The sequence below is a fragment of the Streptomyces sp. NPDC005775 genome, assembly GCF_042871565.1.
Classification (GTDB): domain Bacteria; phylum Actinomycetota; class Actinomycetes; order Streptomycetales; family Streptomycetaceae; genus Streptomyces.
Genome location: NZ_JBIAIU010000003.1, coordinates 469,614 through 493,829, shown reverse-complemented (window position 1 = coordinate 493,829; position 24,216 = coordinate 469,614). Strand labels below are relative to the sequence as shown.

Genomic DNA, 24,216 nt, shown 5'->3' with positions numbered 1-24,216 from the left:
GGGGGGACCAGCTGACCCGGGGCGCGAGGGACGTGCCCCGGGCGGCATGTCATGGTGTGAACATGCCATGCATGACGCTACGCACGTAGACCCGCGTGGCGGAAGGGGGCCTGGGCGGTGCCGTTGGTCTACTCCTGCGAAATACTGGCGGAGCTGCGGCGATGGGCGGCGGTGAAAGAAAGTTTCAGTGGCGGGAAAGCTCATGAGGGGTGTTGACGTGCACGGGAGCGAAAGCGGGAGTGAACCCGGCGCAACCGGAGGAAATGGTGTGGACCACGAATTCCTCGCCCTGGAACTGGAGTTGGCCGTCTTCCTGCGCCGCGCCCGAGCCAACTCCGGCGAAATGGCGCGCGAGGTGCACCCCGAACTGGAGGCGGCGGCCTACGGCCTCTTCGTACGCCTGGAGTCGGCCGGCCGCCAGCGGGCCACCGACCTCGCCTCGTACTTCGGCGTCGGCAAGGCCACCATGAGCCGTCAACTGCGCGCCCTGGAAGCCCTCGGGCTGGTGGCGCGTGAACCCGACCCCGCCGACGGGCGGGCCTTCCTCGTCCACCTCACGGACGAGGGCCTCGCACGCTTCCGCAGCGTCCGGGACGCGCGCCGCGACCGCTACGTGCGCAAACTCGCCGACTGGGACCGCGCCGAGGTGGCGGAGCTGGCCCGGCTGCTGCACCACTTGAACGACCGCGCCGAGAGCTGAGACGGGGTCGGGGCCGGTCGTCGCACGTCCAGCGGCCCCGTCGTGCGGGGCGGGTCGCCGCACCCCGGCGGTCACAACCGCGCGTAGACCGCCGTCGCGTCGTCGTGCCGCTTGCTCCGCCGCAGGTACGTACGTTCCACGTCCGCTTCCTCCAGGCCCCGCACCCGGTCGATCAACGACTGGGGCCCTTCCTTGTGGAGCACTCCTAGGCAGGCCGCCCAGTCACCCTCGCCGAACATCTCCGTCCAGCGGCTCGCCCCGTCCGTCATCGCGGCCACCGCCCGCACCTCGGTGCGCGGCGTGCGCCCGGTGATCGCCCGGTCCGCCACCGCCGGGTCGGCGGCGGCGGTGAAGAAGCCGCCCTCCTTGTTCCGCAGCGCGTCGGCGGTGGCCTCGGAGGCGAGCGACCCCGGCGGCAGCCGGTCGAGCCGGTCGTCCAGCAGGGCGCGGACGGCACCGTCCGGCGACTCGAACAGCAGCACCGAGTCGGACAGCACCAGGTGCTCGATCTCCGCCTCGCCCCAACGCACCATGACGACCGTTGCCTGTGGTGTGCGTACGTGAGAAAGGTCACACAGGGAGCGGTGGGCGTCCGCGGTGCGCCGGATGGACTCGGCGAGGGTCTCCCGCAGGGTCAGATCCCGCCGCGAACCAGACAGTTCGACCAGGGCGCCGCCCAGGCGCGCCGTGAACCACGGCACGGAGTGCGCACAACCGTCGTCACCCCGCGGCGGGGTGACCCCGTCGAGCAGGACGAGCCCTCCACCCTGGCCGGAGGCAGGCAGGACGGTGGCCGCCCAGTCCTCGTTCGGGCGCCCGGCAAGGCCGGCGGCGGTCGCGAGTTCGATGCGCATGCGGCCAGTCTGCACGATGCCTTCACGGAGCCTGCACGGACCGGCGTTGGCCCGTACCAGCAGGTCAGGCGGGCCCCTGGGGCGGAACGAATCACTCCGGGAAGTGTGCGGGCGGGCATCCTGCCAAAGCCTGCTCCGAAGATCCAGCCGGGCGTCCAGGTGTGCCGTCGGGGACCCATGGGGAGACTTGTTCGCCAACTCCGGAGTGCGGTTCACTCGTTCGAGTGGCGGAGCGGTTGATGCGCGCCCCCCTCTCAAAAGCACTGGAATGGTCGGAAGCCGTACCAGGGGTCGGGGTGCTCGATCACGTGACCGGGCGTCACCTCTGCTTCAAGGGCGGACGAGTCGAGATTGCGAGCACCGGTGCAGAAGAAGCGGCCTCGGAGCAAGGGCAGCGAGCACAGCGGATCCGAGGTGGCGCCTTCGGCGCCGGCTGAGAGCGGGCGCACCGTGCGCGTCCGCAGCCGGCTCGTCGCGGGCGTCGCGGTCGTCGGGATCACCGTCATAGCCGCGGGGGCGCCGGCGGCCCTGAGCGCCTCCTCCGACCTGACCGAGTCGCAGCGGCTGGTCACCCTCGCGGAGCTGAACCAGCAGGCCATCGCGCTCGCGCACTCCCTCGCCGACGAGCGCGACGAGGTCACCGCCTTCATCGCCGCCGGCCGGGAGGGCAAGCCCGGGGAGACGAACGGCGCGGCGGGAAGCCGCAGCGCCCGGGTCGACCAGCAGGTGGACGAGATCCGGGACGCGGCCTCCGCCACCCTGCGCCGCGACCTCTCCACCCTCCCCTCCCTGCGCCGTGACGCCCTCAGCGGCAAGGGCACGGCGCTGTCGGCCCACCAGGCGTACACCGAGGTCATCAACAAGCTCCACGACCTCGCCGACGAACTCGCGGACAGCACACCGCCGCGCGCCGCCGAGGCGGTCCGCGCCCCGCTCGCGCTCGGCCGGGCCACCGAACAGGCCTCCGCCACCCGCGGACTGCTGCTCGCCGCGCTCGCCGTCCCGCGCGAGGAGCCGGCCGACCCGCGGATCGACCCGTTCACCGGCCTGCCCGTCCAGACGGAGGACGAGGGCGAGACCAAGGACGACCGCACCCGCGACGAGCTGAGCGGCGCCGCCCAGCAGTCCCGGGTCGGCGAGCTCTCCGCCCTCGCCGACTTCGACCAGGCCGCCGGTACGAGGGCCCGCGACAAGCTGTCCACCACCGTGACCGGGCCCGAGGTCAACAGCGCGGAGAAGTACCTCGCCTCGCTCACCGACCGCCCCGAGCTCTCCGAGTCCGACCAGAAGGTCAGCGAGAAGAAGCTCCGGACGGCGCTCTCCGCCCGGATCGACCGGATGCGGGGCGTCGAGTCCGCCCTCGGCACCGCCCAGGTGCAGCGGCTCGGGGAGCTGCGCGACGACGACGTCACCGCGCTCGAACTGCGGATCGCGCTCCTCGGCGGCTGTCTGCTCATCGCCGTCGGCGTCTCCACCGCCGTGGCCCGCACCCTCACCCAGCCGCTCGCCGTCCTGCGGATCGGCGCCGGCCGCCTCGCCGCGGAGCCCGAGACGGCCGACCCGGTCCGCTACACGGGCCGCAACGACGAGTTCGCCCAGGTCGTCCGCTCCATCAACGCCCTCCACGGCAGGCTGCACGGACTGCTCCAGGAGTTCAACGGACGGTTCGAGAGGCTGGAGGGCGAGCGCGGCGAACTGATCGCCGGCCGCGAGGCCCTCACCCTCCAGCGCGCCGAACTCCAGGTCCACACCGCGGAGCTGGCGGCGCAGCTGGAGAAGCTGAAGAACACCGTCCACCACACCTTCGTCAACCTGTCCCTGCGCAACCTCGGCCTCGTCGAGCGCCAGCTCGGCGTCATCGAGTCCCTGGAGGAGCGCGAGCAGGACCCCGAACGGCTCGGCACGCTGTTCAAGCTCGACCACATGGCCACCGTCATGCGCCGCCACAGCGAGAACATGCTGGTCCTCGCGGGCGCCGAGCACGGCCACGGGCACGCCGGGCCGATCCCGCTGGTCGACGTGTTGCGCGCCGCGGTCAGCGAGATCGAGCGGTACGAGCGGGTCACCATCCAGTCCCTGCCGCCGCACGCCCAGATCGCCGGGTTCGCCGCCGACGACCTCAGCCACCTCGTCGCCGAACTCCTGGAGAACGCCACCTCGTTCTCCCCGCCCGATTCCCACGTCCAGCTCTCCGGCTGGCTGCTGGAGACCGGTGAGGTGATGCTCTCCGTGCAGGACGAGGGCATCGGCATGTCCTCCGTGCGCATGGGCGAGCTCAACACCCGTCTCGGCGACCCGGCGCTCTTCGAGGCGGGGGAGCAGAGCGCGGACGGGGCGGGTCTCGGTCTCCAGGTGACCTCGCTGCTGGCCGCACGCCACGGTGTACGGGTCCAGCTGCGGGAGCAGCAGGGCAGTGGGGTGACCGCTGTCGTCGTCCTGCCCCAGGCCCTGCTCCCGAAGGCGCCCCCGGCCGCGACCCCGCCGCCGGTCACGGCCCCCGGCGACGCACCCACGCTGAACCTGCCCGGATCGGTCGCCGAGGCCAACTCCAACGCCCTGCCGCGCCGCAGCCTCGCCCTGCCGGGTGACCCGCTGATCGCGGCCGCCGAGCAGGCGATCGCCGGGGCCGGCCCGACGGCCACTGCCGAGACCGGTGCGACAGCCGTTCCCGCACCCGGCCCGGACGCGGGGGCCGAGGGCCACACCCCGGTCGTACCCGACCACGCCCCTCCGGTCGCGCCCGAGCCGGAGAACGCCCAGCCGGCGGAGCCCCCCGCGGCCTCCACGCAGCCCGGCCCGGCCTCACCACGGCCCCCCGCGGCCTCCACGCAGCCCGGCCCGGCCCCCGAGCCCGTACGGCCCGCGGAGACCGAGGCCGAGACCACGATGCAGGTCCGGCTCCCCCGGGTGCCCGAATTCGAGGACGTACCCGAGTTCACGCACGCCCCCGTCTTCGGGGACGGCCCGGAACCCACGGCCGCCGACGGCCCGTACGCCATCGGTCCCGACCGTCACGAGCGCACCGCCGACGAGGGCGCTCAGCCGCTGCCCGCCCCGGCACCGGCCGCCGTGGCCGGCGCGCTGCCCGGCCCGCGCCACCCGGAGCCGGAGTCCGAGCCGCAGCCGTTGCCCGAGCGGATCACCGACAAGGGACTCCCCAAGCGCACCCCCAAGGTCGTCAGGCCCGCGTCGGCGCCTGCCCCCGAGCGCACCGGCAGCGTGGACAAGGAGGCCCTGCGCCGCCGGCTCGGCGGCTTCCACCAGGGTGCGAAGAACGGCCGCCGGGACGTCGAGGCGGAGATCGCCGAGGCCACCGCCCCGGCCGCGGACACGACACGTACCGAACACACGGAGCCGGCCGGCCGTACCGATGGCCGAACCGGAGAGACGGGGGACACAGTCGAGGAGGCACGCAGTTGACTGCGCCCAGCACGTTCGGGCTGAGCACCGAAGCCCGGAACCTTCACTGGTTGCTGAGCAATCTGGTGGAGGAGGTGCCAGGGGTCCACTCGGTCACCGTCGTCTCGTCCGACGGACTCATGCTGCTCTCCTCCGACCCCGGCCACCAGAACGCCCAGGTCGTAGGGAGGCAGGACGGTCCCCGGGGCTCCAGCGCCGACCTGGCGACCATCGTCTCCGGCATCGGCAGCCTCACCGTCGGCGCCGCGAAGCTGATGGACGGCGGCGGCGTCAAGCAGACCATGGTCGCCATGGACGAGGGCAGCGTCTTCGTCATGTCGATCAGCGACGGCTCGCTGCTCGGTGTGCACGCCACACCCGACTGTGACATGAGCGTCATCGCCTACCACATGGCGCTCTTCGTCGGCCGCGCCGGACACGTACTCACCCCCGAACTCCGCAGTGAGCTGCGCAAATCGATGGAGAGCGCCCAGTGACCCACGCCGCTGCCGAACCCGCCCCGAGGCTCCCCGTGCGCGGGGCCGACAAACGGCCCGCGCGGGTGCGCCCGTACTCGCTCACCGGCGGGCGTACCCGCTTCGGCCACGTCCTGCTCGTCGAGACCTTCGTCGCCGCGCTCGAAGCCCCCGACGAGCGCCGCGAACTGACCAACGGAAACCTGGCCTCGCGCGTCATGCCGGAGCTCCAGGCCATCGTCGAGATCTGCCGCCGGATGCGTACCGTCGCGGAGATCTCGGCGCTGCTGAAGATGCCGCTGGGTGTGGTCAGGGTGCTGCTCAGCGACTTGGCCGACCAGGGAAAGATCCGCGTGTACGGGACCGGTCACGGCACCGGCCAGCCCGACCGCGCACTGCTCGAAAGGGTGCTCAATGGACTCCGTCGTCTCTGAGTCGCCGCTGTTCGCCCCGCGCCAGCCGGGGCCGAAGGACCAGGCCGAGGAATCGCTGCAGGCCTGGCAGCTCGACCACACCCGGGCCCCGATCGCCACGAAGATCGTGGTCGCGGGAGGCTTCGGGGTCGGCAAGACCACCTTCGTGGGCTCGGTCTCCGAGATCACCCCGCTGAAGACCGAAGCGATGATGACCCAGGCCAGCGAGGAGACCGACGACCTCAGCGCGACGCCCGACAAGGTCACCACGACCGTCGCGATGGACTTCGGCCGTCTCACGCTCGACGACGACCTCGTGCTGTACGTCTTCGGCACACCGGGCCAGCAGCGCTTCTGGTTCATGTGGGACGACCTCGTGCGCGGCGCGATCGGCGCGGTCGTGATGGCCGACACCCGTCGGCTCGCCGACTGCTTCCCCGCCCTCGACTACTTCGAGAGCTGCGGACTGCCGTACATCGTGGCCGTCAACCACTTCGAGGGAACCCCCGGCTTCGAGACCGACGATGTCCGGGAGGCCCTGACCGTTCCTCCGCACGTGCCTGTGGTGATCATGGACGCGCGTAACAGGATCACCGTCGTCGAGTCGCTGCTGGCCCTCGTCGGCCACGCTCTCGACGCCACCCCGGCCTGACGGCCCGGTGCACGACAACGAGGGGGCCCCCTCGCCGTCGCGCACCAGGTCGTCAGTCACCGCCACACACAACGGAGAACCGCGATGCGGAAGATACTCATAGTCGGAGCCGGTCAGTCCGGGCTCCAGCTCGCCCTCGGACTGCAGTCCCGAGGCTACGAAGTCACCCTCATGTCCAACCGCACGGCCGACGAGATCCGCTCCGGCCGGGTCATGTCGACGCAGTGCATGTTCCACACCGCGCTCCAGCACGAGCGGGACTACCAGCTCAACTTCTGGGAGTCCCAGGCCCCGCGCATCGAGGGCCTCGGCGTCTCGGTCGCCGCCCCCGACTCCTCGCGCGCCATCGACTGGGTCGGCAAGCTGGACGGCTTCGCCCAGTCCGTGGACCAGCGCGTGAAGATGGCCGGCTGGATGGACACCTTCGCCCAGCGCGGCGGACAGCTCGTCATCCACGGAGCGGCCGTCTCCGACCTGGACTACTTCTCCCGCACCTACGACCTGGTGATGGTCTCGGCCGGCAAGGGCGAACTCGTCTCCATGTTCGGCCGGGACGCCTCCCGTTCGCCCTACGACGCCCCGCAGCGCGCCCTGGCCGTCGCGTACGTCCACGGCATGGGCCCGCGCCCCGAGCACCCCGAGTTCGACGCGGTCCGCTGCAACCTGGTCCCGGGCGTCGGCGAGCTCTTCGTGATGCCGACCCTGACCACGTCGGGCCGCGCCGACATCCTGTTCTGGGAGGGCGTCCCGGGCGGACCGATCGACGCCTTCCAGGGCATCAAGGACCCCTCGGAACACCTGGCCAAGACGCTGGAACTCATGGAGAAGTTCACCCCGTGGGAGTACGCGCGCGCCACCAAGGTCGAGCTGACCGACGCCAACGGCACCCTGGCGGGCCGTTATGCCCCGACCGTCCGCAAGCCGATCGGCCGGCTCCCCGGCGGCGGCCTGGTGCTCGGCGTCGCGGATGTGGTCGTCGCCAACGACCCGATCACCGGCCAGGGCTCCAACTCGGCGTCCAAGTGCGCGAACGCCTACCTGGACTCGATCATCGAGCACGGCGACCGCGCCTTCGACGCGGAGTGGATGCAGGCCACGTTCGACCGCTACTGGGAGACCGCCCAGCACGTCACGAAGTGGACGAACGCGATGCTCGGCGTCCCGCCGGAGCACGTGCTCAACCTGATCGGCGCCGCCGGCCAGCTCCAGCCGGTCGCCGACCGCTTCGCCAACGGCTTCAACAACCCGGCGGACTTCGAGAACTTCTTCTACGAGCCGGAGAAGACGAACGCCTACCTCGCCTCGGTCGCGGGTCCGGCCGCCTGAGCGACCCGTACCCCCTGAACGCACCGGCCGGGCCGGGCGCCGCCGGTTCCTCCGGTGGGCCCGGCCCGGCCGTTGCGTTCGGCGCGAGCGCTACTCGCCGGGCGCCGAAGTGTCGCCGTACCCCTCGTCGGAGCCCTCGGAGGCCGCTTCAGGAAGCTCCGGCGCCTTGTAGGTGGTCAGCGGCGCGCTCTCCGGGTCGGGCCGGACCGCGCCCAGCAGCGGATTCGAGGCCAGGGGCGAGACCTTGACCCGGGAGCCGGGGCGCGGCGCCTGCACCACCAGGCCGTTGCCGATGTACAGGGCCACGTGGGTGGCCTTCGGGAAGTAGACCACCAGATCGCCCGGACGCAGGGCGTTCACCGGGACCTTGCGCAGCTGCCGCCACTGCTCCTGCGAGGTGCGGGGGATGGTGCGGCCGGCGCTCGCCCAGGCCTGCGAGGTGAGTCCGGAGCAGTCGAACGAGCCCGGCCCCTCCGCGCCCCACACGTACGGCTTGCCGATCTGCTTGATCGCGTACCGGACCGCGTCGCTGCCCTCGGCGCTCGCCGGCCGGGCCGAGGACAGGGCGCCCGAGGCGACGAGGGCGTCCTGGGCCTTGTCCGTACCGTCCTGTTCGAGGCGGGAGAGCTTGGCGAGCTGGTCCGCGGAGAGTGTGGCGAGCAGCCCCTCGACCTGTTTCAGCCGTGCCCGGACCGTGTCGCGTTCCTTCTTCTGCCGTGCTGCCAGGACCTGTTGCCGGGCCAGGACCTTGCGGGACGCCTCCGCCAGGTCGGCGGCACGCTTCTCGGCGCCGCCCAGCCGCTTCATGGTCGCCACCCGGCCGGCGGCCAGTCGCTGGACGACCTGACCCTGGTCCAGGGCGTACTCGGGATCGCGCATCAGCAGCAGCCGCAGATACGCGGAGAGGTCGGACCGGCCCTGGTACTGCTCGCGGGCCAGCCGCCCCGCGGCGTCGCGGCTGCGGGACAGCGAGAGCCGGGCGGTGGCGAGGGAGGAGTCCAGCTTCTTCGCCTCCGCGGTCCGCTTCTTCAGCTCGGCCGCCGTCCCGTTGTAGGTCTCGGTGGCCTCCTCGGTCTGCTGGTACAGCCGCTGGAGTTCGTTCAGCAGTCCGGCGACGCTGCCCGGCGCCGCCTCGGGGCCCGCGGCCGGGGCGGCGGGCTCGGAGGTGCCGGATGAGGGAGTCGGCGAGGGGGCCGCGACGGCCGCGGCCGGCAAGGTCACGACGACGGCGGCCAGCGCCGCCGTGCCGACGGATCGCAGGAGTTTGCCCGACACGACACCACCTCCGGAAACGGGGCGAATCGTGCGACTACCCCGTGAGTGAGCGCAATTCCTCCATACGCTCACTCACCGTCAGGTGATGCAAGAACCCCCGGGCGCGGCGGTGGGCCGATTCCCCCGGAAGGCGGCGGGCAGGCCGCCCGTGGTCAGGCGACCGGGAACGCGTAGACCACGCGGTCGCGCCGGACCACCGCGGTCTTCCCGTAGGCCAGCACCTCGTACCGGGCGGTGACCGTCGCGCCCCTGGGGTCCTGGGCACCGATGTCCTGGAACTTCCAGAGCCGCCGCCCGTCGTCCGCCGCGAACGCGGTGACCTGGCCGGGGTCCGCCGCGAGCAGGGTGCCGCCCGAGCCGCTGACCGTGACCGCGGGCGCCGACCCCCTGGCCGCCGACTCCGTGGACCGTCGCCAGCGCAGCTTTCCGGTCTCCCGGTCGACCACGCCCACTTCCTGGTTGCGGTTGGTGGTGTGCAGCAGCGCACCGGCCTCGACCGAGGTCCCGAAGACCGACCCCGGCGTGCCGTCCAGCGTCCACTTCGGCCGGCCGCCGGGGGTCTCGAAGGCCCGCAGGCCGGTGCCGACCGCCGCGTACAGCACACCGTCGGCGCCTCCCACGGCCGCCGCGTCGGGGGTGACCGTGCCGAAGACCTTGGCCCACTGCTGCTTCCCGGTCTCCCGGTCGAAGCTGCGGAAGAGGGCCTTGCCCTTGGCCGCCTTCACGTCGGCGGGGGTGAGTGTCAGCCGTTCCTGGCGCACGACGACGGCGTCCGGGCGGATCGCCACCAGGCGGTACACGGGTGCGATGGGGCCGCGGCCGGTGGGCACGGGTGTCCGCCACAGCTCCTTGCGCTGCTCGATGTCGTACCCGAACAGATACGACTTGACGACCAGCCGGTCCTTGCCGGGCTTCTTGCCCTTCTTGGGCTTCGGGGCCTTCACGGTGACCTGGTGGGAGCCCGTGAACCAGAGGTTCGGGCCGGACGATCCGACGAGGGTGCGCACAGAGAGGTGCGGGGCGCCCTCGAACCCGTCGGCGTACGCCACCCGGTGGGCCACCCGGCCGTCCTTCGCGGACAGCCACAGGAACTCCGACGGGCCGGCGACGAAGCAGAACTCCTTGCCGGCGGCCAGGGCCGCCTGGCCCTTGGCGGCGTCCGGGCTCTCCCAGATCCGGCGCCCGGTGTTCAGATCGACGGCGGACGCATGGGTCTCGCCGGTCAGTACCAGCAGCCGTTCGTTCCAGAGAGCGGCGGTGAGGGGGGCAGGTTCGGACGCCGGGTGGGTGTAGATCCAGCGCGGCTGCGGAGGCAGCCCGGCGACGACCGGCCGGCTGGGGCCCGGTGCGGGCTTGGCGTCGACCGTGGGCTCGGCGTCGTCACCGGAACCGAGCGCGAGCACGCCGCCGCCACCGACCAAGAGGCCGGCGACTCCCGCGGCGGCCCCGATCAGCAGGGTCCGGCGGCCGGCGGCGGAAGGGAGGGGCGTCGCGGGGCCGGGCGCGGGCAGTGCCTGGGGGAGCGGGCGCGGGGCGGGAGGCGCGGCGGGGATACCGGCCGGCTGCCCGGGCAGTTCGGGCGGCATGGCGAGCTGGGTCGTCACCCGGTCGGGCCGGGGGGCGTGATGGTCGATGACCCCCAACTGCGCGGTCCGGGAGTCGCGGTGAGGCGTGAGCGGGGCGGGCGGGGCCGTGGAGCCCTGCGCCATCTCCGCGGAGGCGGCGGGGACGGCATCCTGCACGTCGGCGGAGTCGGAGTCCGCCACGGCCACCGCGTCTTCGTCGGCGGAGTCCGCCACGGCCACCGCGCCTTCGCCGGCGGTGGTGAGCGGCGCGGCCGCCGCCCTCCTCGCCCCGGCACTCTGCTCGGCCAGGGCGGCCGTCAGCGGCTCCGGCAGCCAGCCGCCCTTGGCGAGCCCGGCCGCACCCTCCAGCGCCAGCTCCGCCGCTACCGTGCCCGCGGTCGGGCGGTCGGCCGGGTCCTTCGCCAGGCAGCGGGCGACCAGCTCCCGCAGTGCGTCCGGCACGGCGTCCAGCAGGGGATCGGTGTGGGCGATCCGTTCGGCGGCCTCGGCGGCCGGTCCGTCCGCCAGCGGGGTGCTTCCCGTCGCCGCGTAGGCGAGCAGCAGGCCCAGCACGAAGAGGTCGGACGCGGGGCCGGCCTCCTGGCCCGCGACCTGCTCCGGGGTCAGATACCCGAGCCGTACGGAGAGCTGGCCGCCCGGCCGCGCCTCGGCGTCGGCCGCCGCGCCCAGCGGCCCGAACGCGGTGAGCCGCGGCCCGTCCTCGGCCAGCAGCACGGTCCTGGGGGCGAGGCCCTGGAGCACGGCCCCCGTGGCGTGGACGCGGGAGAGCGTCTCGGCGATGCCCGCGCCCAGTATCCGCACGGCGCGCTCGGGGAGCGGCCCGGCGAGGTCGACCGCCTCGGCGAGCGTCAGTGCCGGCACGTACTGCGCGGCCGTCCACAGCGCGTCGTCGTCCTCGGGCCCGCCGGCAGGGGTGTCCGGCCGCGCCTCCACCCAGCCGCCCGCGAGCCGGTCGGCGGTGCACGCCTCCGCCTGGAACCGCCGCCGGAACGCGGGCAGCACGGCCAGTGCGGGCCGGGCCGCGGTGACCACGACGAGGTCCTCCGGGGCCGGGCCGTGCGCGAGGTACTGGACCGCGGCGGCCGTCTCACGGAACCGCACCAGCACGGTGTACGGGCCGAAGCGGCGTGGATCGTCCTGACGCAGCGCCTCCATGGCGCACCCCCCTGTTGCCGTCCCTCGGACCAGACGTCGATCTTACGACCTGGTGCACGATGGCGAGCGGGCTCCCGACGCCCTGCCCGCCGATCCGCACTCCCTCGCGCGCCGGGCCGCCGGAGGGCGCGGTCCCCGGGGCCCCGTTCCGCCGGAACGCCTCACGCCGGTTTCGACCAGGGCCACTTGGGGCGGTGCCGTTCACGGCCGTCCGGGGCGTACTCGTAGACCCAGCCCCGCTGGATCCCCAGCCGCTTGGTGTAACCGGACGGAACCCTCCGGTACGCGTACACGGTGGCGGGCCCGCCGTCGGGGGCCGGGACCGGGACCTCGTACCACTTGGGCGGGTGGCCGGTCGGGCCGAGGAGGACGGGCAGGGCGCGCCCGTCCAGCGGGCCGCCGGTGAAGGGGACGTTGTCGCTTCTCACCGTCCCAGTCTGACCGATCAGTCCGGCGGCAGCAGATGCGCCGCCGCGCCGATCAGCGGCGCCAGCCGGTCCGCCAGCCGGCCGGCCGGGCCCGCGGCGGTCTCCAGCGGCAGCAGCTCGGCCACGGCGGACGCGGTCTGCGGGTCCGTGGCGGCGGTGACGGCGAGGAGCCCGATGAACTGGTCGACGAGCCAGTCGCGCAGCTCGGCCACGGCCGGCTGCTTGCCCTCGTCCAGCCAGATCAGCGAGGCGGCCTCGACCGCGGCGATCCAGGTGCGCACCATCATCCGCAGCCGCGGCGCGGGTTCGCTGTCCTCGGTCCGGCCCAGGTGCAGGAGGATCTGCTCGGCCGCGGACCTGCGTACCTCGTCGACGATCGTGCCCGTACGGGACGTCTCGGCGACGCTGCCACCGCGCAGCAGTGCGCTGAAACCGGCGTCGTGCTCGTCGACGAAGGCGAGGTAGCGGTCGAGGACGCGCGTCACCCGTTCCGTGGGCGGGCCCACGGCCGGTTCGGCGAAGCAGAGCTTCAGCTGATCCGCGGCGGACCTGAGCGCCGCCTCGTACAACTGCTGACGCCCGCCGGGGAAGTAGCGGTAGACCAGCGGGCGCGACACCCCCGCCACCGTCGCGACCTCGTCGAGCGAGACCTCGTCGGGGGCCCGGTGCGCGAAGAGGGTGAGCGCCGCGCCGAGGAGCTGGGCGCGGCGTTCCTCGACGCTGAGCCTTCGGTACGCACGGCCGGGCGGCGCGGCTGCTGCGGCAGGGGTCATGACGGCCAGCCTAACCACCTGGGGCCGTCAGGCCAGCAGGCCCGAGCTCTTCCACAGCCTGCGCCCCACTCCGTTGAGGACCCCGATGTCGTCGAAGAAGTCCGTCAGCCGCTTGGCTCCCGACTGCATGACCTCCGCCCGGTGACCGCTGGCCTTCACCTGGGCGACGGCCTCCTGGCGGTCCAGGCCGACGCGTCCGTACACCTGCGGGTTGACGAAGCAGACGGAGAAGACGCGGGCCGCCTCCCCGCAGCTCACCCGGGTGAGCTCGCGCTCCCAGCGCGGGGCGGTCACCATCTGGCGGCGCAGTTCCTCGCGGGCGTACCGGACGTGCCGCGCCTCCTCGACCACATGGATGCGGGTCACTCCGCGCACCAGGGTCTGGACGCGCTCGTCGGGGAAGGTGAGGCGCTGCATCCAGTCGAGGATCTCCTCGCCGAGCAGCGTCGCCGCGAACGAACCGGGCGTGGTGGAAACGGTCTTCAGGACCCGGGCGAGGTTGTGATACCTGCGCGGCACGGGGTAGCAGGGTGTGCCGCCCCAGGTGATCATCCGGCCGAACATCATCGAGTGCCGGCACTCGTCGGCTATCTCGGTCAGCGCGTAGCGGACGTGGTTGCTGACGACCGGCTTGTCGTAGATGTGGCGGACCAGCAACTGCATGAGGATGATCTCGAACCAGATGCCGAGCGAGGCGAGCGAGGCGGCTTCGTGCCGGGCCAGGTCCTGCCGCTGCTCCAGCGACATCTTCTTCCACATCGGGGTGTCGTAGAGGGAGATCAGCTCCGGCGGCCAGAACCACTTGCCGTCCTCGACCGGGGCGTCCCAGTCGAGCTCCTTGTCCGGGTCGAAGGAGTGCTTGGCGGAGGCCTCCAGGAGCCGTTCGGCGATCTGCTCGCGGTCGCGGAGCGGGCCGAGTGCGTCGCGGAGTGCCTGCACATCGCGTTCGGTCACGGTCGTCATGGCTGGCGCACCTCTCCCAGGGGTTACCGATGGTCATCCACTATGAGACTGCCTGTCAGCAAGGCCGTCAATCCCTTGCGCACGACTTGTTGACCCGGCGTCTACCAACGTGTGAACCTGCCAACTGAGCCGGGCGTCAGGTGACTTACCGAGGCCCTGAGAGGCGAAGGAGCCGTCCGTGTCGACACACGACCTCTACACCACCGCCCCCGAGCAGCCGTTGTGGACGGTGCCCGCCTCGGGTTCCGCCCGCTTCAGCTGGGACTACGACGACGGCCGCGAGCGGCTCCTCGCCCTCTACCAGAAGGGCAAGGACAAGCAGTGGGACGGCAACAAGCGCATCGACTGGAGCATCGAGGTCGACCCCGCCGACCCGCTCGGCACTCCTGACGAGGCCCTCACCCTGTACGGCACCCCGCACTGGGCGAAGATGACCGAGAAGGACCGGGGCGAGCTGCGCAAGCACTACACGTCCTGGCAGTTCAGCCAGTTCCTCCACGGCGAGCAGGGCGCCATGGTCTGCGCCGCCCGGATCGTCGAGTCCGTCCCCGACCTGGACGCCAAGTTCTACTCCGCGACCCAGACGATGGACGAGGCCCGGCACGCGGAGATCTACGGCCGGTTCCTGCACGAGAAGGTCGGGATGCTCTACCCGATCAACGACAACCTCCAGGGGCTGCTCGGCGACACCCTGCGCGACTCCCGCTGGGACATGCCCTACCTCGGCATGCAGGTCCTCATCGAGGGCCTGGCCCTCGCCGCGTTCGGCATGATCCGCGACACCACCACCCAGCCGCTGCCCAAGCAGATACTCGCGTACGTCATGCAGGACGAGGCACGCCACGTCGCCTTCGGCCGGATGGCGCTGCGCGACTACTACAAGCAGCTGAGCGACGCCGAACTGCGTGAACGCGAGGAGTTCGTCATCGAGGGCTGCTACCTGATGCGCGACCGGCTCAGCGGGGTCGAGGTGCTGGAGAACTTCGGCATCGCCAAGCAGGAGGCGAAGGACCTCTCCGAGCACTCGGAGTTCCTCCAGCTCTTCCGCAAACTGCTGTTCAGCCGCATCGTCCCGTGCGTCAAGGACATCGGCCTGTGGGGCGAGCGCCTCCAGAAGGCGTACGTCGACATGGGCGTCTTCGACCTCGGCGACTCGAACCTGGACCTGCTGATGGCCCAGGACGAGGAGATCGCCGAGCAGCTGGACCAGGAGCGCTTCGAGGCCGAGGAGCGGGCGCGGGTGGCGGAGGTCGCGGAGGCGATAGCGGAGGGCGGACAAGGAAGTTAGGGGCAGTTGGTTCGCCTGCCGCCCTGGGTCAGGACCAGCCACCGCCGGCCGTCGAGGAGTTCGCGTGCGGCGTCGAGGTGGCCGTGGTCCCGGCTTCCGTCCCGGCCTCGCTCCCGGCCTCGTTCCCGGCTTCCGGTGCGGTCGTCATGAGCCCTCCCCGACGTGGCGGTCCGGTCGCGAGGGCCGGCTTCCGCCTGCCACCGCCCACTCCATGCAGACCAGTTCCGCACGCTCGTCCCATGACTCGGTGACGGCGAAGCCGAACCGTTCGTAGAGCGAGATGGCGCCTGTGCGCCACCGCCACACCGACAGCCGCACGGCGTGGGCCCCGCTCCGCGCGGCATGGGCGAGCGCGGCGTCGAGCAGGGCGGAGGCCACGCCCCGGCCGCGGGAGGCGGGGTCCGTCCAGAGACGTTTGATCTCCACCAGGCCGTCCACGGGGGCGGTCACCACGAGACAGCCGGCGGCGGTGCCCCCGTCCTCCAGCGCGACGAGCACGCGGGCATCGGCGAACGCGTGGTCCGGATCCTCGGTCTCCAGCCGGTACCGGTCGGGCAGCGCGGCCGCGTCCGCGACCGGCCGGCCCTTCTCCGACTCCGTCCGCAGGTGGTAGTCGACGAGCAGGGCCGACAGCCCGTCCACGGCGGAGAGCGTGTGCGCCGCAGGCTGTACGACCGAGAAGCCGCGTCCATCATTCATGGTCCAAGGATTCCACGCGGTCGCGACGAGCCCCCGGCACGGCCGGAATTCGGTGTACGGACCGGACCGGCGGCGGGAGGATGGTGTCATGCCTCCCGCCGACAGCGCCCCGGACCTCGCCGCCGCCCGCCGCAGTCTCGAAGGCCTCGCGCTCGGGGACGCGTTCGGCGAGCGGTGGTTCCCCCTCTTCCGCAAGCCCCGACAGGCGTTCAGCGAGATCAGGGCGCGCCGCACCCCGCACGAGCCCGTCTGGCACTGGACCGACGACACGGCCCTGGCCCGTGCGCTGGCACGGGTGCTCGACGATCACGGGCACGTCGAGCAGGACCGGCTCGCGCTGTTCTTCGCGCTCGCCTTCGAGGCAGATGCGGGGCGTGGATACGGCCACGGCATGCACATCCTGCTGCCGGAACTGCTGACGTCGCCGGCCGACTGGCGGACGCTGGCCCCCGAGCTGTTCGAGGGCGGCAGCCTCGGTAACGGCGCCGCGATGCGGGTCGCCCCGCTCGGGGCGCGATTCCACCGGGACGTGGACCACGCGGCCGCACAGGCCGCGCTGCAGGCGGAGGTCACCCACGCCCACCCGGAGGGGATCGCGGGTGCGGTGGCCGTCGCGGTGGCGGCGGCGCTGGCGGTACGGGGGGAGTTCACGCTGTCCCGGGTCGCCGGGCGGACCCCCTCGGGGGCGGTGCGGGACGGTCTCCTCCGGGCCGTGGAGGTGCCGTTCGACACCGAGCCGTGGAAGGCCGCCGACCTGCTCGGCAACGGGCAGCGCATCCGCGCCGACGACACCGTGCCGTTCGCCGTATGGACCGCGGCCCGGCACCCCGACGACCTGGAGGCCGCGCTCTGGGCCACCGCCGAGGGGCTCGGCGACGTCGACACCACGTGCGCCATCACCGGCGGGATCGTCGGCGCGGTCACCGGCGTCGAAGGCGTGCCGGCCGAGTGGCTGCGACGCCGCGAGCCCCTGAACTGAGGCCGGGTGCGCGGGGCGGGGCGCCCAAGGCGGCGGGATCGAAACCATGTTCGTGTATGACGTAACTTGGGCGCCATGACCACGCCCCCGCCCCAGCCTCCGCAGGACCCGTACGGAGCGCCGCAGGGCCCGTACGGGCCTCCGCAGCCCCAGCAGAATCCGTACGCCCAGCAGCCGGCCCCGGGGCAGCCGCCCTACGGGTATCCGCAGGCGCCCCAGCCCCAGCCCTGGGGTGGTCCGGGGCCCGGGGCGCCCGGGTTCCCCGGAATGCCGCCGCCGAGGAAGAACCGGACCGGGCTGATCGTCGGCATCGTCGTCGGCGCCCTGGTGGTGGCCGGAGGCGTCGCGTTCGGGGTTTCGCGGCTGGTGGACGAGGCGGCCGAGGGCGGGCTCCCGTCGGTCGGTAGCTTCCCGGAGGCCGAATACCGGCTGACCGTGCCCAAGAAGCTGCTGGACGGCGAGTACACCCTGGTCAAGGACTCCTCGTCGACCGACGGGAAGGACGTCGAGGAGACCTACGACCCCACCATCCGTGACGCGAAGGCCGTCGTGACCCAGTACACCTCGAAGAGCGGCGGCACGCTGGTCATCTCCGGGCTGTGGGGCCGCATCAAGACGCCCGAGTTCACCCGGGGCGCGATCCTGAAGGGGGCGACGCAGAACAAGGGCATGACCATCGCCGTGCCCGCCAGGGAGTTCACCCCCGAGGGTTACGGGATCACCGTGTCCTGCCAGGTCGTCCGGTCGGAGGAGGGCGGCGTCAGCAGCACCCTCCCCATGTGCGCCTGGGGTGACGACAACACCGCGTCGTTCGTCGCCGTCGTCACCGCCGAGACGGCGCTCCAGGACCCGGCGGAGGTCGACCTCGAAAAGGCCGCCCTCGACACCGCCAAGGTCAGGGCCGAGTCGCGCAAGCCGATCGCCGGGGCCCAGGCCGGCTGACGGGGCCGCCGCCCGTCACGGCCGCACGGGGCACAGCACCCGCTCCACCGCGCGGGCCATACCCAGCAGTTCGGCGTCCGCACCGCGCCGCGCCACGAGGTGGAGCCCGACCGGGCAGCCGTCCGGGGTGAATCCGGCGGGCACACTCGCCGCCGGATGCCCGCTCAGATTGAAAGCCCAGGTCAGTGAGGTGGAGAAGCGCTCACCCGGACCGTCATGGCCGTGCGGCCGGTTGGGGGTGACGGGTGTGAGCAGCAGGGGCGTGCCCGCGAAGACGGCGTCCAGCCTGCGGTCGTTCTCGCGCCGGAGCTCACCCAGGTGCGGCTCCACCTCCCCGTTCCGTACGGACTGCCAGGCCGCCCCCGGGTCCAGCAGGTCGCAGCCGCCGTCCACGAGCCGCACCACCCCCGCCGCGACGAGCCGCCGCACCGCGCCCCGCACCACCGTCGCCACGTCCGGGTCGACGTCGGCGAACCCCAGGTCCGGGCTGTGGGCGGCGGACAGCGGCAGCTCGGCCGCGGCCGGCTCGTAGCCGTCCAGAACACAGCGCAGATAGGTCTCCGCCTGCGCGGCCGTCCTGGTCAGGACCCCGGCGGAGGCGAGGCCGGAACGGTCGGGGGAGGGCAGCAGCCCGTTGGTCGTCTTCAGCCCGAACACCCCGCACCAGGCGGCCGGGACGCGTACCGAACCCGCCCCGTCGCTGCCGGTCGCCAGATCCACGAGACCCGCCGCGACCGCCGCCGCCGAACCCGCCGAAGAGCCGCCCGGCGTCCGGTCCGCCCGCCATGGATTGACGGTGCGTCCGTGTGCGCCCAGCCCCCAGGTCTTCCAGTACGTACCGGGACCGGGCACGGACGTCGAGCCCACCGGGATTCCACCGGCCGCGATCAGCCGCCGGGCGGCGTACGAACGGATGCCGGTGGATCCCTTCACCGCGAACGGCAGTCCGGCGAGGGGGAGTCGGGCCGCAGCCGGCAGCCGGGCGAGCGCCTCCTCGCGCCACACGTCGAGGAACGCGCACAGCCGGGGGTCTTCGCGCCCGATCGCGGCCAGCGTCTCGGCGACCTTCCTGGGACTCGTCACCGGCCCAGTCTCCCAGGGCGCCCTCCCCGTGACCCGTCACCGGACCTGCCTCCCGAGGGCCGCTTCTCGTGACCCACCGGCTCAGTCCGCCAACGCCTCCTCCATCACGGAACGGGCGATCGGCGCGGCGCTGCCCCCGCCGCTGATGTCGGCCCGGTCGGCGGAGGCGTCCTCCACGACCACGGCGACGGCGACGGCGGGCCGCCCGGTGTCCTCGGCCTGGGCCCAGGAGATGAACCAGGCATACGGCGTACCGGAGTTGTCGATGCCGTGCTGGGCGGTGCCGGTCTTGCCGCCGACCGTCACCCCGTCGATGGCCGCGTTGGTTCCGGTGCCGTCCCGCACCACGTCGATCATCATCTGCCGCAGCCGCATCGCCGTCATCGGATTCATCGCCCGGTGGTACGAACGCGACCCGGTGGTGTGGACGGTGGACCCGCCGTGCGTGGTCGTACGGTCCACCAGATGCGGATACATCAGTTCGCCGCCGTTGGCCACGGCCGAGGCCACCATCGCCATCTGGAGCGGGGTCGCCGTCGTGTCGAACTGCCCGATCGAGGACAGCGCCAGCTGGTCGTCGCTCATGTCCGTGTCGAAGTTGCTCTTCGCCACCCCGGAAGGGATCTTCAGCCCGGAGTCGTTGAAGCCGAACTTCCCGACCGCCTCCACCATGCCTTCCAGCCCGACCTCCACCCCGAGGTGCGCCATCACGGTGTTGCACGAGACCCGGATCGCCTCGGCCAGCGACGCCTTCTCGCAGCCCCGGGCCTCGTTGGGCAGCGTGGTCGAGGTGCCCGGCAGGACGTACGGGGACGGGGTGTCGGTCTCGGCGTCCGGATCGGTGACGACCTCGGCGTCCAGCGCCGCCGCGGCCGTCACGATCTTGAACGTGGAGCCGGGCGGGTACGTCTGCCGGATCGCCCGGTTGAGCATCGGCTGGCTCGTGGACGTGTTGAGTTCGCGCCAGGCGTCGGTGACGGACGAACCGGTGCCCGAGAGCCGCCCGGGGTCGTACGACGGGGTCGAGACCAGGGCCAGGATCTTGCCGGTCGTCGGCTCGACGGCCGCGACCGCGCCCCGGCGGCCGCCGAGCCCCTCGTAGGCGGCGCGCTGCATGGAGTCCTTGATCGTGGTGACGACGTCACCGCCCGGCTGCCGGGCACGGGTGATCTCGTTCCAGAAGGGGAGCGGGGCGAGCAGGGGGTCGGTGCCGGAGAGGATCCCGTCCTCGGCGTTCTCGATCAGGGTGGTGCCGTACGTCTGCGAGGCGTACCCCGTCACCGGCGCGTACAGGGGGCCGTCGCGGTAGGTGCGTTCGTAGGCGAGTTGCTCGCCGGTGTCCTTCGAGCCGGTGACGGGCCGGCCGCCGACCAGGATGTTGCCGCGCGGCTGGTCGTAACGGTCGATGGTGGTGCGGCGGTTGGCGGGGTTGTCGTCGAGGGCGTCGGCCTCGAAGACCTGGACGCGGGCGGCGTTGACCAGCAGGGCCACGAGCAGCAGCAGACAGAACGCGGCGGCGCGGCGGATGTAGCGGATCACGTCCGGGCCTCCCGGCGGGCCGACGGGTGCGGGTTCACAGTTCGTCCTCCAGGGCCGGTGCGACGACGCCGGTCTCCACCTCGTCGGGGTGAGGTCTGCGGGCCACGTCGCTGACCCGGATCAGGAGCGCCACGATGATCCAGTTGGTGACCACCGACGAACCGCCCTGCGCGAGGAACGGCATCGCCATGCCGGTCAGGGGGATCAGCCCCATCACCCCGCCCGCGATCACGAACACCTGGAGCGCCAGGATCGAGGCGAGCCCGATCGACAGCAGCCGCCCGAACGCGTCGCGCAGGGCGAGCCCGGCCCGGTAGCCGCGCGCCACCAGCAGGGCGTACAGCATGAAGAGCGCGGTCAGCCCGGTCAGTCCGAGCTCCTCGCCTGCCGTCGCGAGGATGAAGTCGGACTTGGCGGCGAAGCCGATGAGGATGGAGTGGCCGAGCCCCAGCCCGGTGCCGAGCATCCCGCCGGCGGCGAAGGCGAACAGGGACTGGGCGAGCTGGCCCGGGCCCCGGCCCGCGTCGATGGACGCGAACGGGTCGAGCCAGTCCTGCACCCGGCTGTGCACATGCGGTTCGAAGGAGCCGACGACGAACGCGCCGACGGCGGCCAGCACCAGCCCCACCGCGATCCAGCCGGTCCGGCCGGTCGCCACGTACAGCAGGATCACGAACAGGCCGAAGAACAGCAGCGAGGTGCCGAGATCGCGCTCCAGCACCAGGACCCCGACACTGATCAGCCAGATCGCCACGATGGGGCCGAGCACCCGGCCGGTGGGGAGCTGGAGCTTCCAGATCCTGCGGCCGGTGTACGCGAGGGCGTTGTGGTTCGCCGCGAGGTAGGCGGCGAAGAACACGGCGAGCAGGATCTTGGCGAACTCGCCCGGCTGGAAGGAGAACCCGCCGATCCTGATCCAGATCTTGGCGCCGTTCACCGCCGGGAAGAAGATCGGCACGATCATCAGGACGAGGGCGGCGGCGACGGAGAGGTACGCGTACCGCTGGAGCATCCGGTGGTCGCGCAGGAAGACCACCACCGCGATGAAGAACGCGACGCCGAGCGTGGACCAGATCAGCTGGGTGGGCGCCGCCTGGTCCCTCGGCGTCTCCAGGTCGAGCCGGTAGATCAGCACCAGGCCGACGCCGTTGAGCAGGACGGCGATGGGCAGCAGCAGCGGATCGGCGTACGGGGCACGGAAGCGGACGGCGAGGTGCGCGAGGAGGGCGAGCAGCCCGAGGCCGCCGCCGTATCCGGCGACGTCGGGCGGGACCGCGTCGTCGTGGGCCAGACCGACGGCGGCGTAGCCGTAGACGGAGATGAGGACGGCCCCGATGAGGAGCGAGAGTTCTACGCCGCGCCGCTTGGGCAGGCGCAGCTCGGGCGGGGGTGCGTCCGCCGTCGTTGCGGTCATGCCACGCAACGTAGCAAGAGGTGGGTCTTATTTCCCTTATGTCCGGATGGAGAGGTGTGTGGGGTCCGGACGTCAGGCGACGGGGGAGGAGCTCGGCGGCGCCTCGTCGCCGTCGTCCAGTCGTACGTACTCCGGCAGCGTCAGCCGGGCCACCGCCCCGCCGTCCGGCGCGTTCTCGAAGGCCAGCTCGGCGCCCATCACCTCCGCCTGCCCGACGGCGATGGTGAGGCCGAGGCCGTGCCCCTTGGCGCCGCCCTCCGTGCGGAAGCGCTGCGGACCGCCCGCGATCAGATAGCCGGGGAAGCCGTCGCCGTGGTCGCGTACGGTCACCACCGGCCCGTCGACCGTCAGCACCACCGGCGGCCGGCCGTGCCGGTGCGCGTTGCCGATGAGATTGCCGAGCACCCGCTCCAGGCGCCGCTTGTCCGTCTCGACCCGCACCGGCGGCCGGTCCGCACCGACCCGCACCTCCGTGCCGGAACCCGCGGCGCGTGCCACCCGCTCGGCGAGCGGCGCCAGTTCGTGCACATCGAGGTCGACGTGTTCGGTACGGGCGTCGAGCCGGGAGATCTCCAGCAGGTCCTCCGTCAGCGCGCGCATCGCCCGGACGCGGTCCTGCACCAGTTCCGAGGGGCGGCCCGGCGGCAGCAGTTCGGCGGCGGCCGACAGACCGGTCAGCGGAGTGCGCAGCTCGTGCGCCACATCGGCGGTGAAGCGCTGCTCGGCCACGAGCTTGCGCTGGAGCGCCGACGCCATGGTGTCCAGTGCTCCGGCGACGATCGCGACCTCGTCCTGCCGGCGCGAGGGTTCGGCCGTACGGGGATCGTCGACGCGGGCGTCCAGGTCTCCCGCACCGATCCGGCGGGCCACCTGCGCGGTCTGGTGCAGCCGCCGGGTCACCCGGGTGACGGAGAACGCGCCGATGAGCAGCGTGGCGCCGATCGCCAGCAGTGAGGAGCCCACGATCGCCCCGTCCAGGCCGTTGATCGCGCGGGCGCTCTGGCTGTAGTCGATCCGCGTGGCCAGCGCCCGCCCGTCGGCCGGGGCGGCGGCCCACATCGTGGGGCGGCCGAGGTGGTCGGCGACCATCGTGCCGCGCTTCCCGCTCACCGCCAGGGCGCGCAGCGAGGCGGGCAGCCCCGGCGGGTCGAGACCGGAGCGCGGCGGAAGCGCCCCGCCCGTCTCGTAGGCGGCGGTGACGGCCTCCAGCCGGGCCAGCGCCTTCTCCCGGGCGTGGCCGACCGTCTGCCGGGTGACCGCGGTGTGCACCAGCACGCCCAGCAGGGCGGCGAGGACGCAGCACATCACGGTGATGAAGACCGCCGACTTCCAGGTGAGCGTCGCGGTCCAGGCGGGCAGCCGCAGCCGTCGCCGGGGGCGCCGGACCCGGGTCGCGCCCGTCCGCGCGCATCTCACCGGCGCTCCGCGGTCACGGCTGCGGAAGGCGCCGCGGACGGCACCGGGGAGGGCGCTGCGGTGCCGGGCGTCACGGTCGCCTCCGCGGTAGGCCGGGCTGAGGGCCGGGCGCTCGGCGTGCGGCGCCGGCCCGGCCCGTCCCGCGGCGTCATCCGCAGGATCTCGTCCTGTGTCGGCAGCATGGCGCGCTGCCGGTCGTCCCAGGACCAGGCCGTGCGGTACTCGTACCCGGTGATGGCCGACGGAGCCCGCATGATCAGGTCCCGGCCCGCCAGTTCCACGCTGATCACGGCGTCGGAGGTCGACATGATCCGGGTCAGCCCGCTCGGTTCCGGCATGTAGACGCGCACGGAGAGCTGACGGCCGGGCAGCCGGACGGCGAGGACCATCTCGTCGCGGCCGTCACCCGTCAGATCGCGGTAGTAGGGCTTCAGTACCGGGCAGGAGGCGGGCGCGGTACGGCAGGCCTTGATCTGCCGTACGGCCCCGGCCGGGAGCGCGTCCGTGCCGCTGGACCGGTCCGGGCGGGCGTTCAGCCCTGCCTGCACCACCGCAACCGGGTCCAGCCGGCGCACATCGCCGCCCGGGACGGTGATCCCGGGGATGTGGGCGGTCTCGCCCTCGCCGTAGTCGTACGGGGCGGCCGAGGCGGGCGGCAGTTCCGGCCAGAGGCGGGCGGGCCCGATGGCGGCCGGCGCAGGTCCGGCGCTCTTCAGCTCGCCGCCGGTGCCGCAGCCGGCCAGCAGGACGGCGCCCGTGAGAGCCGCGACGGCGGCAGCCGCCCGGCGCCCCGTCCGGTGCTGCGGACGCATGTCTTCCTCCCCTTCCGAGGGCCGGCCGGGCCGGATCGCACGTG

At 72.8% G+C, this 24,216-nt stretch carries 21 protein-coding genes; 9 read left to right on the top strand and 12 right to left on the bottom strand.

Annotation, left to right across the window (positions count from 1 at the left end; translation table 11 throughout):
- Positions 1-202: 202 nt before the first annotated feature.
- Positions 203-700 (top strand): MarR family winged helix-turn-helix transcriptional regulator, encoded by a 498-nt coding sequence (locus tag ACFYPA_RS09570; protein WP_389130845.1) that lies wholly within the window; start codon positions 203-205, stop codon positions 698-700.
- Positions 701-771: 71 nt separating this feature from the next.
- Here ACFYPA_RS09570 and ACFYPA_RS09565 read toward each other — a convergent pair whose 3' ends face one another.
- Entirely contained in the window at positions 772-1,554 is a 783-nt protein-coding gene (locus tag ACFYPA_RS09565; protein ID WP_359314272.1) for a protein phosphatase 2C domain-containing protein, read from the bottom strand.
- 363 nt (positions 1,555-1,917) lie between these two features.
- On the opposite strand from ACFYPA_RS09565, the gene ACFYPA_RS09560 reads away from it, so the two are divergent.
- The 5 genes from ACFYPA_RS09560 (at position 1,918) to ACFYPA_RS09540 (ending at position 7,820) form a co-directional block, all read left to right on the top strand.
- The gene (locus ACFYPA_RS09560) at positions 1,918-4,974 is read left to right on the top strand and encodes a nitrate- and nitrite sensing domain-containing protein (RefSeq protein ID WP_389130841.1); all 3,057 of its coding nucleotides are present in this window, start codon (positions 1,918-1,920) and stop codon (positions 4,972-4,974) included.
- Positions 4,971-5,450: a roadblock/LC7 domain-containing protein gene (locus ACFYPA_RS09555; RefSeq protein ID WP_359077127.1), complete on the top strand. Its 480-nt coding sequence runs from the start codon at positions 4,971-4,973 to the stop codon at positions 5,448-5,450. The genes ACFYPA_RS09560 and ACFYPA_RS09555 overlap by 4 nt, the downstream gene beginning before the upstream one ends.
- Positions 5,447-5,863, top strand: coding sequence for a DUF742 domain-containing protein (locus tag ACFYPA_RS09550; RefSeq protein WP_359077129.1), 417 nt, complete (start codon positions 5,447-5,449; stop codon positions 5,861-5,863). The genes ACFYPA_RS09555 and ACFYPA_RS09550 overlap by 4 nt, the downstream gene beginning before the upstream one ends.
- The gene (locus ACFYPA_RS09545; RefSeq protein ID WP_359077131.1) at positions 5,844-6,494 is read left to right on the top strand and encodes an ATP/GTP-binding protein; all 651 of its coding nucleotides are present in this window, start codon (positions 5,844-5,846) and stop codon (positions 6,492-6,494) included. Before ACFYPA_RS09550 ends, ACFYPA_RS09545 begins: the two co-directional genes overlap by 20 nt.
- An 84-nt stretch (positions 6,495-6,578) precedes the next feature.
- Positions 6,579-7,820, top strand: coding sequence for a styrene monooxygenase/indole monooxygenase family protein (locus ACFYPA_RS09540; RefSeq protein WP_359077133.1), 1,242 nt, complete (start codon positions 6,579-6,581; stop codon positions 7,818-7,820).
- Between the two features lie 90 nt (positions 7,821-7,910).
- Here ACFYPA_RS09540 and ACFYPA_RS09535 read toward each other — a convergent pair whose 3' ends face one another.
- The 5 genes from ACFYPA_RS09535 to ACFYPA_RS09515 form a co-directional block, all read right to left on the bottom strand.
- Entirely contained in the window at positions 7,911-9,095 is a 1,185-nt protein-coding gene (locus tag ACFYPA_RS09535) for an NlpC/P60 family protein (protein ID WP_389130837.1), read from the bottom strand.
- A gap of 152 nt (positions 9,096-9,247) precedes the next feature.
- Positions 9,248-11,836: a PQQ-binding-like beta-propeller repeat protein gene (locus ACFYPA_RS09530; RefSeq protein WP_389130835.1), complete on the bottom strand. Its 2,589-nt coding sequence runs from the start codon at positions 11,834-11,836 to the stop codon at positions 9,248-9,250.
- Between the two features lie 161 nt (positions 11,837-11,997).
- Positions 11,998-12,264, bottom strand: coding sequence for a hypothetical protein (locus tag ACFYPA_RS09525; protein ID WP_359314264.1), 267 nt, complete (start codon positions 12,262-12,264; stop codon positions 11,998-12,000).
- A gap of 17 nt (positions 12,265-12,281) precedes the next feature.
- Complete coding sequence (locus ACFYPA_RS09520; protein WP_359077141.1) at positions 12,282-13,037, bottom strand: TetR/AcrR family transcriptional regulator; 756 nt, start codon at positions 13,035-13,037, stop codon at positions 12,282-12,284.
- 27 nt (positions 13,038-13,064) lie between these two features.
- Positions 13,065-14,000 (bottom strand): diiron oxygenase, encoded by a 936-nt coding sequence (locus ACFYPA_RS09515; RefSeq protein ID WP_359077143.1) that lies wholly within the window; start codon positions 13,998-14,000, stop codon positions 13,065-13,067.
- A 178-nt stretch (positions 14,001-14,178) separates the two neighbouring features.
- Here ACFYPA_RS09515 and ACFYPA_RS09510 point away from each other — a divergent pair, with 178 nt between their 5' ends.
- The gene (locus tag ACFYPA_RS09510; RefSeq protein ID WP_359314261.1) at positions 14,179-15,288 is read left to right on the top strand and encodes a ferritin-like domain-containing protein; all 1,110 of its coding nucleotides are present in this window, start codon (positions 14,179-14,181) and stop codon (positions 15,286-15,288) included.
- Between the two features lie 144 nt (positions 15,289-15,432).
- Here ACFYPA_RS09510 and ACFYPA_RS09505 read toward each other — a convergent pair whose 3' ends face one another.
- Positions 15,433-15,987, bottom strand: coding sequence for a GNAT family N-acetyltransferase (locus ACFYPA_RS09505; RefSeq protein ID WP_389130830.1), 555 nt, complete (start codon positions 15,985-15,987; stop codon positions 15,433-15,435).
- 88 nt (positions 15,988-16,075) lie between these two features.
- On the opposite strand from ACFYPA_RS09505, the gene ACFYPA_RS09500 reads away from it, so the two are divergent.
- The gene (locus ACFYPA_RS09500) at positions 16,076-16,966 is read left to right on the top strand and encodes an ADP-ribosylglycohydrolase family protein (protein WP_359349010.1); all 891 of its coding nucleotides are present in this window, start codon (positions 16,076-16,078) and stop codon (positions 16,964-16,966) included.
- A 75-nt stretch (positions 16,967-17,041) separates the two neighbouring features.
- Positions 17,042-17,908, top strand: coding sequence for a hypothetical protein (locus ACFYPA_RS09495; protein ID WP_389130828.1), 867 nt, complete (start codon positions 17,042-17,044; stop codon positions 17,906-17,908).
- 15 nt (positions 17,909-17,923) lie between these two features.
- Here the strand turns inward: ACFYPA_RS09495 and ACFYPA_RS09490 are convergent, their stop codons facing one another.
- The 5 genes from ACFYPA_RS09490 to ACFYPA_RS09470 all read right to left on the bottom strand — a co-directional run bounded on the left by ACFYPA_RS09490 (position 17,924) and on the right by ACFYPA_RS09470 (position 24,172).
- Positions 17,924-18,991, bottom strand: coding sequence for an amidase family protein (locus tag ACFYPA_RS09490; protein WP_389130825.1), 1,068 nt, complete (start codon positions 18,989-18,991; stop codon positions 17,924-17,926).
- Positions 18,992-19,072: 81 nt separating this feature from the next.
- Positions 19,073-20,530, bottom strand: a complete 1,458-nt coding sequence (locus ACFYPA_RS09485; RefSeq protein WP_359077154.1) for a penicillin-binding transpeptidase domain-containing protein — start codon at positions 20,528-20,530, stop codon at positions 19,073-19,075.
- A gap of 34 nt (positions 20,531-20,564) precedes the next feature.
- Complete coding sequence (locus ACFYPA_RS09480; protein ID WP_389130822.1) at positions 20,565-21,944, bottom strand: FtsW/RodA/SpoVE family cell cycle protein; 1,380 nt, start codon at positions 21,942-21,944, stop codon at positions 20,565-20,567.
- 72 nt (positions 21,945-22,016) lie between these two features.
- On the bottom strand, positions 22,017-23,360 hold the full coding sequence (locus ACFYPA_RS09475) for an ATP-binding protein (RefSeq protein WP_389130819.1): 1,344 nt from the start codon (positions 23,358-23,360) through the stop codon (positions 22,017-22,019).
- Positions 23,357-24,172, bottom strand: coding sequence for a hypothetical protein (locus tag ACFYPA_RS09470; protein ID WP_389130816.1), 816 nt, complete (start codon positions 24,170-24,172; stop codon positions 23,357-23,359). The genes ACFYPA_RS09475 and ACFYPA_RS09470 overlap by 4 nt, the downstream gene beginning before the upstream one ends.
- Between the last annotated feature and the right edge of the window lie 44 nt (positions 24,173-24,216).

Excerpts from the sequence above, each read along its gene's own strand:
- ACFYPA_RS09570 (WP_389130845.1), top strand. The coding sequence starts at position 203 with ATGAGGGGTGTTGACGTGCACGGGAGCGAAAGCGGGAGTGAACCCGGC.
- ACFYPA_RS09565 (WP_359314272.1), bottom strand. The coding sequence starts at position 1,554 with ATGCGCATCGAACTCGCGACCGCCGCCGGCCTTGCCGGGCGCCCGAAC.
- ACFYPA_RS09545 (WP_359077131.1), top strand. The coding sequence starts at position 5,844 with ATGGACTCCGTCGTCTCTGAGTCGCCGCTGTTCGCCCCGCGCCAGCCG.
- ACFYPA_RS09540 (WP_359077133.1), top strand. The coding sequence starts at position 6,579 with ATGCGGAAGATACTCATAGTCGGAGCCGGTCAGTCCGGGCTCCAGCTC.
- ACFYPA_RS09530 (WP_389130835.1), bottom strand. The coding sequence starts at position 11,836 with ATGGAGGCGCTGCGTCAGGACGATCCACGCCGCTTCGGCCCGTACACC.
- ACFYPA_RS09520 (WP_359077141.1), bottom strand. The coding sequence starts at position 13,037 with ATGACCCCTGCCGCAGCAGCCGCGCCGCCCGGCCGTGCGTACCGAAGG.
- ACFYPA_RS09515 (WP_359077143.1), bottom strand. The coding sequence starts at position 14,000 with ATGACGACCGTGACCGAACGCGATGTGCAGGCACTCCGCGACGCACTC.
- ACFYPA_RS09505 (WP_389130830.1), bottom strand. The coding sequence starts at position 15,987 with ATGAATGATGGACGCGGCTTCTCGGTCGTACAGCCTGCGGCGCACACG.
- ACFYPA_RS09500 (WP_359349010.1), top strand. The coding sequence starts at position 16,076 with ATGCCTCCCGCCGACAGCGCCCCGGACCTCGCCGCCGCCCGCCGCAGT.
- ACFYPA_RS09495 (WP_389130828.1), top strand. The coding sequence starts at position 17,042 with ATGACCACGCCCCCGCCCCAGCCTCCGCAGGACCCGTACGGAGCGCCG.
- ACFYPA_RS09480 (WP_389130822.1), bottom strand. The coding sequence starts at position 21,944 with ATGACCGCAACGACGGCGGACGCACCCCCGCCCGAGCTGCGCCTGCCC.
- ACFYPA_RS09470 (WP_389130816.1), bottom strand. The coding sequence starts at position 24,172 with ATGCGTCCGCAGCACCGGACGGGGCGCCGGGCGGCTGCCGCCGTCGCG.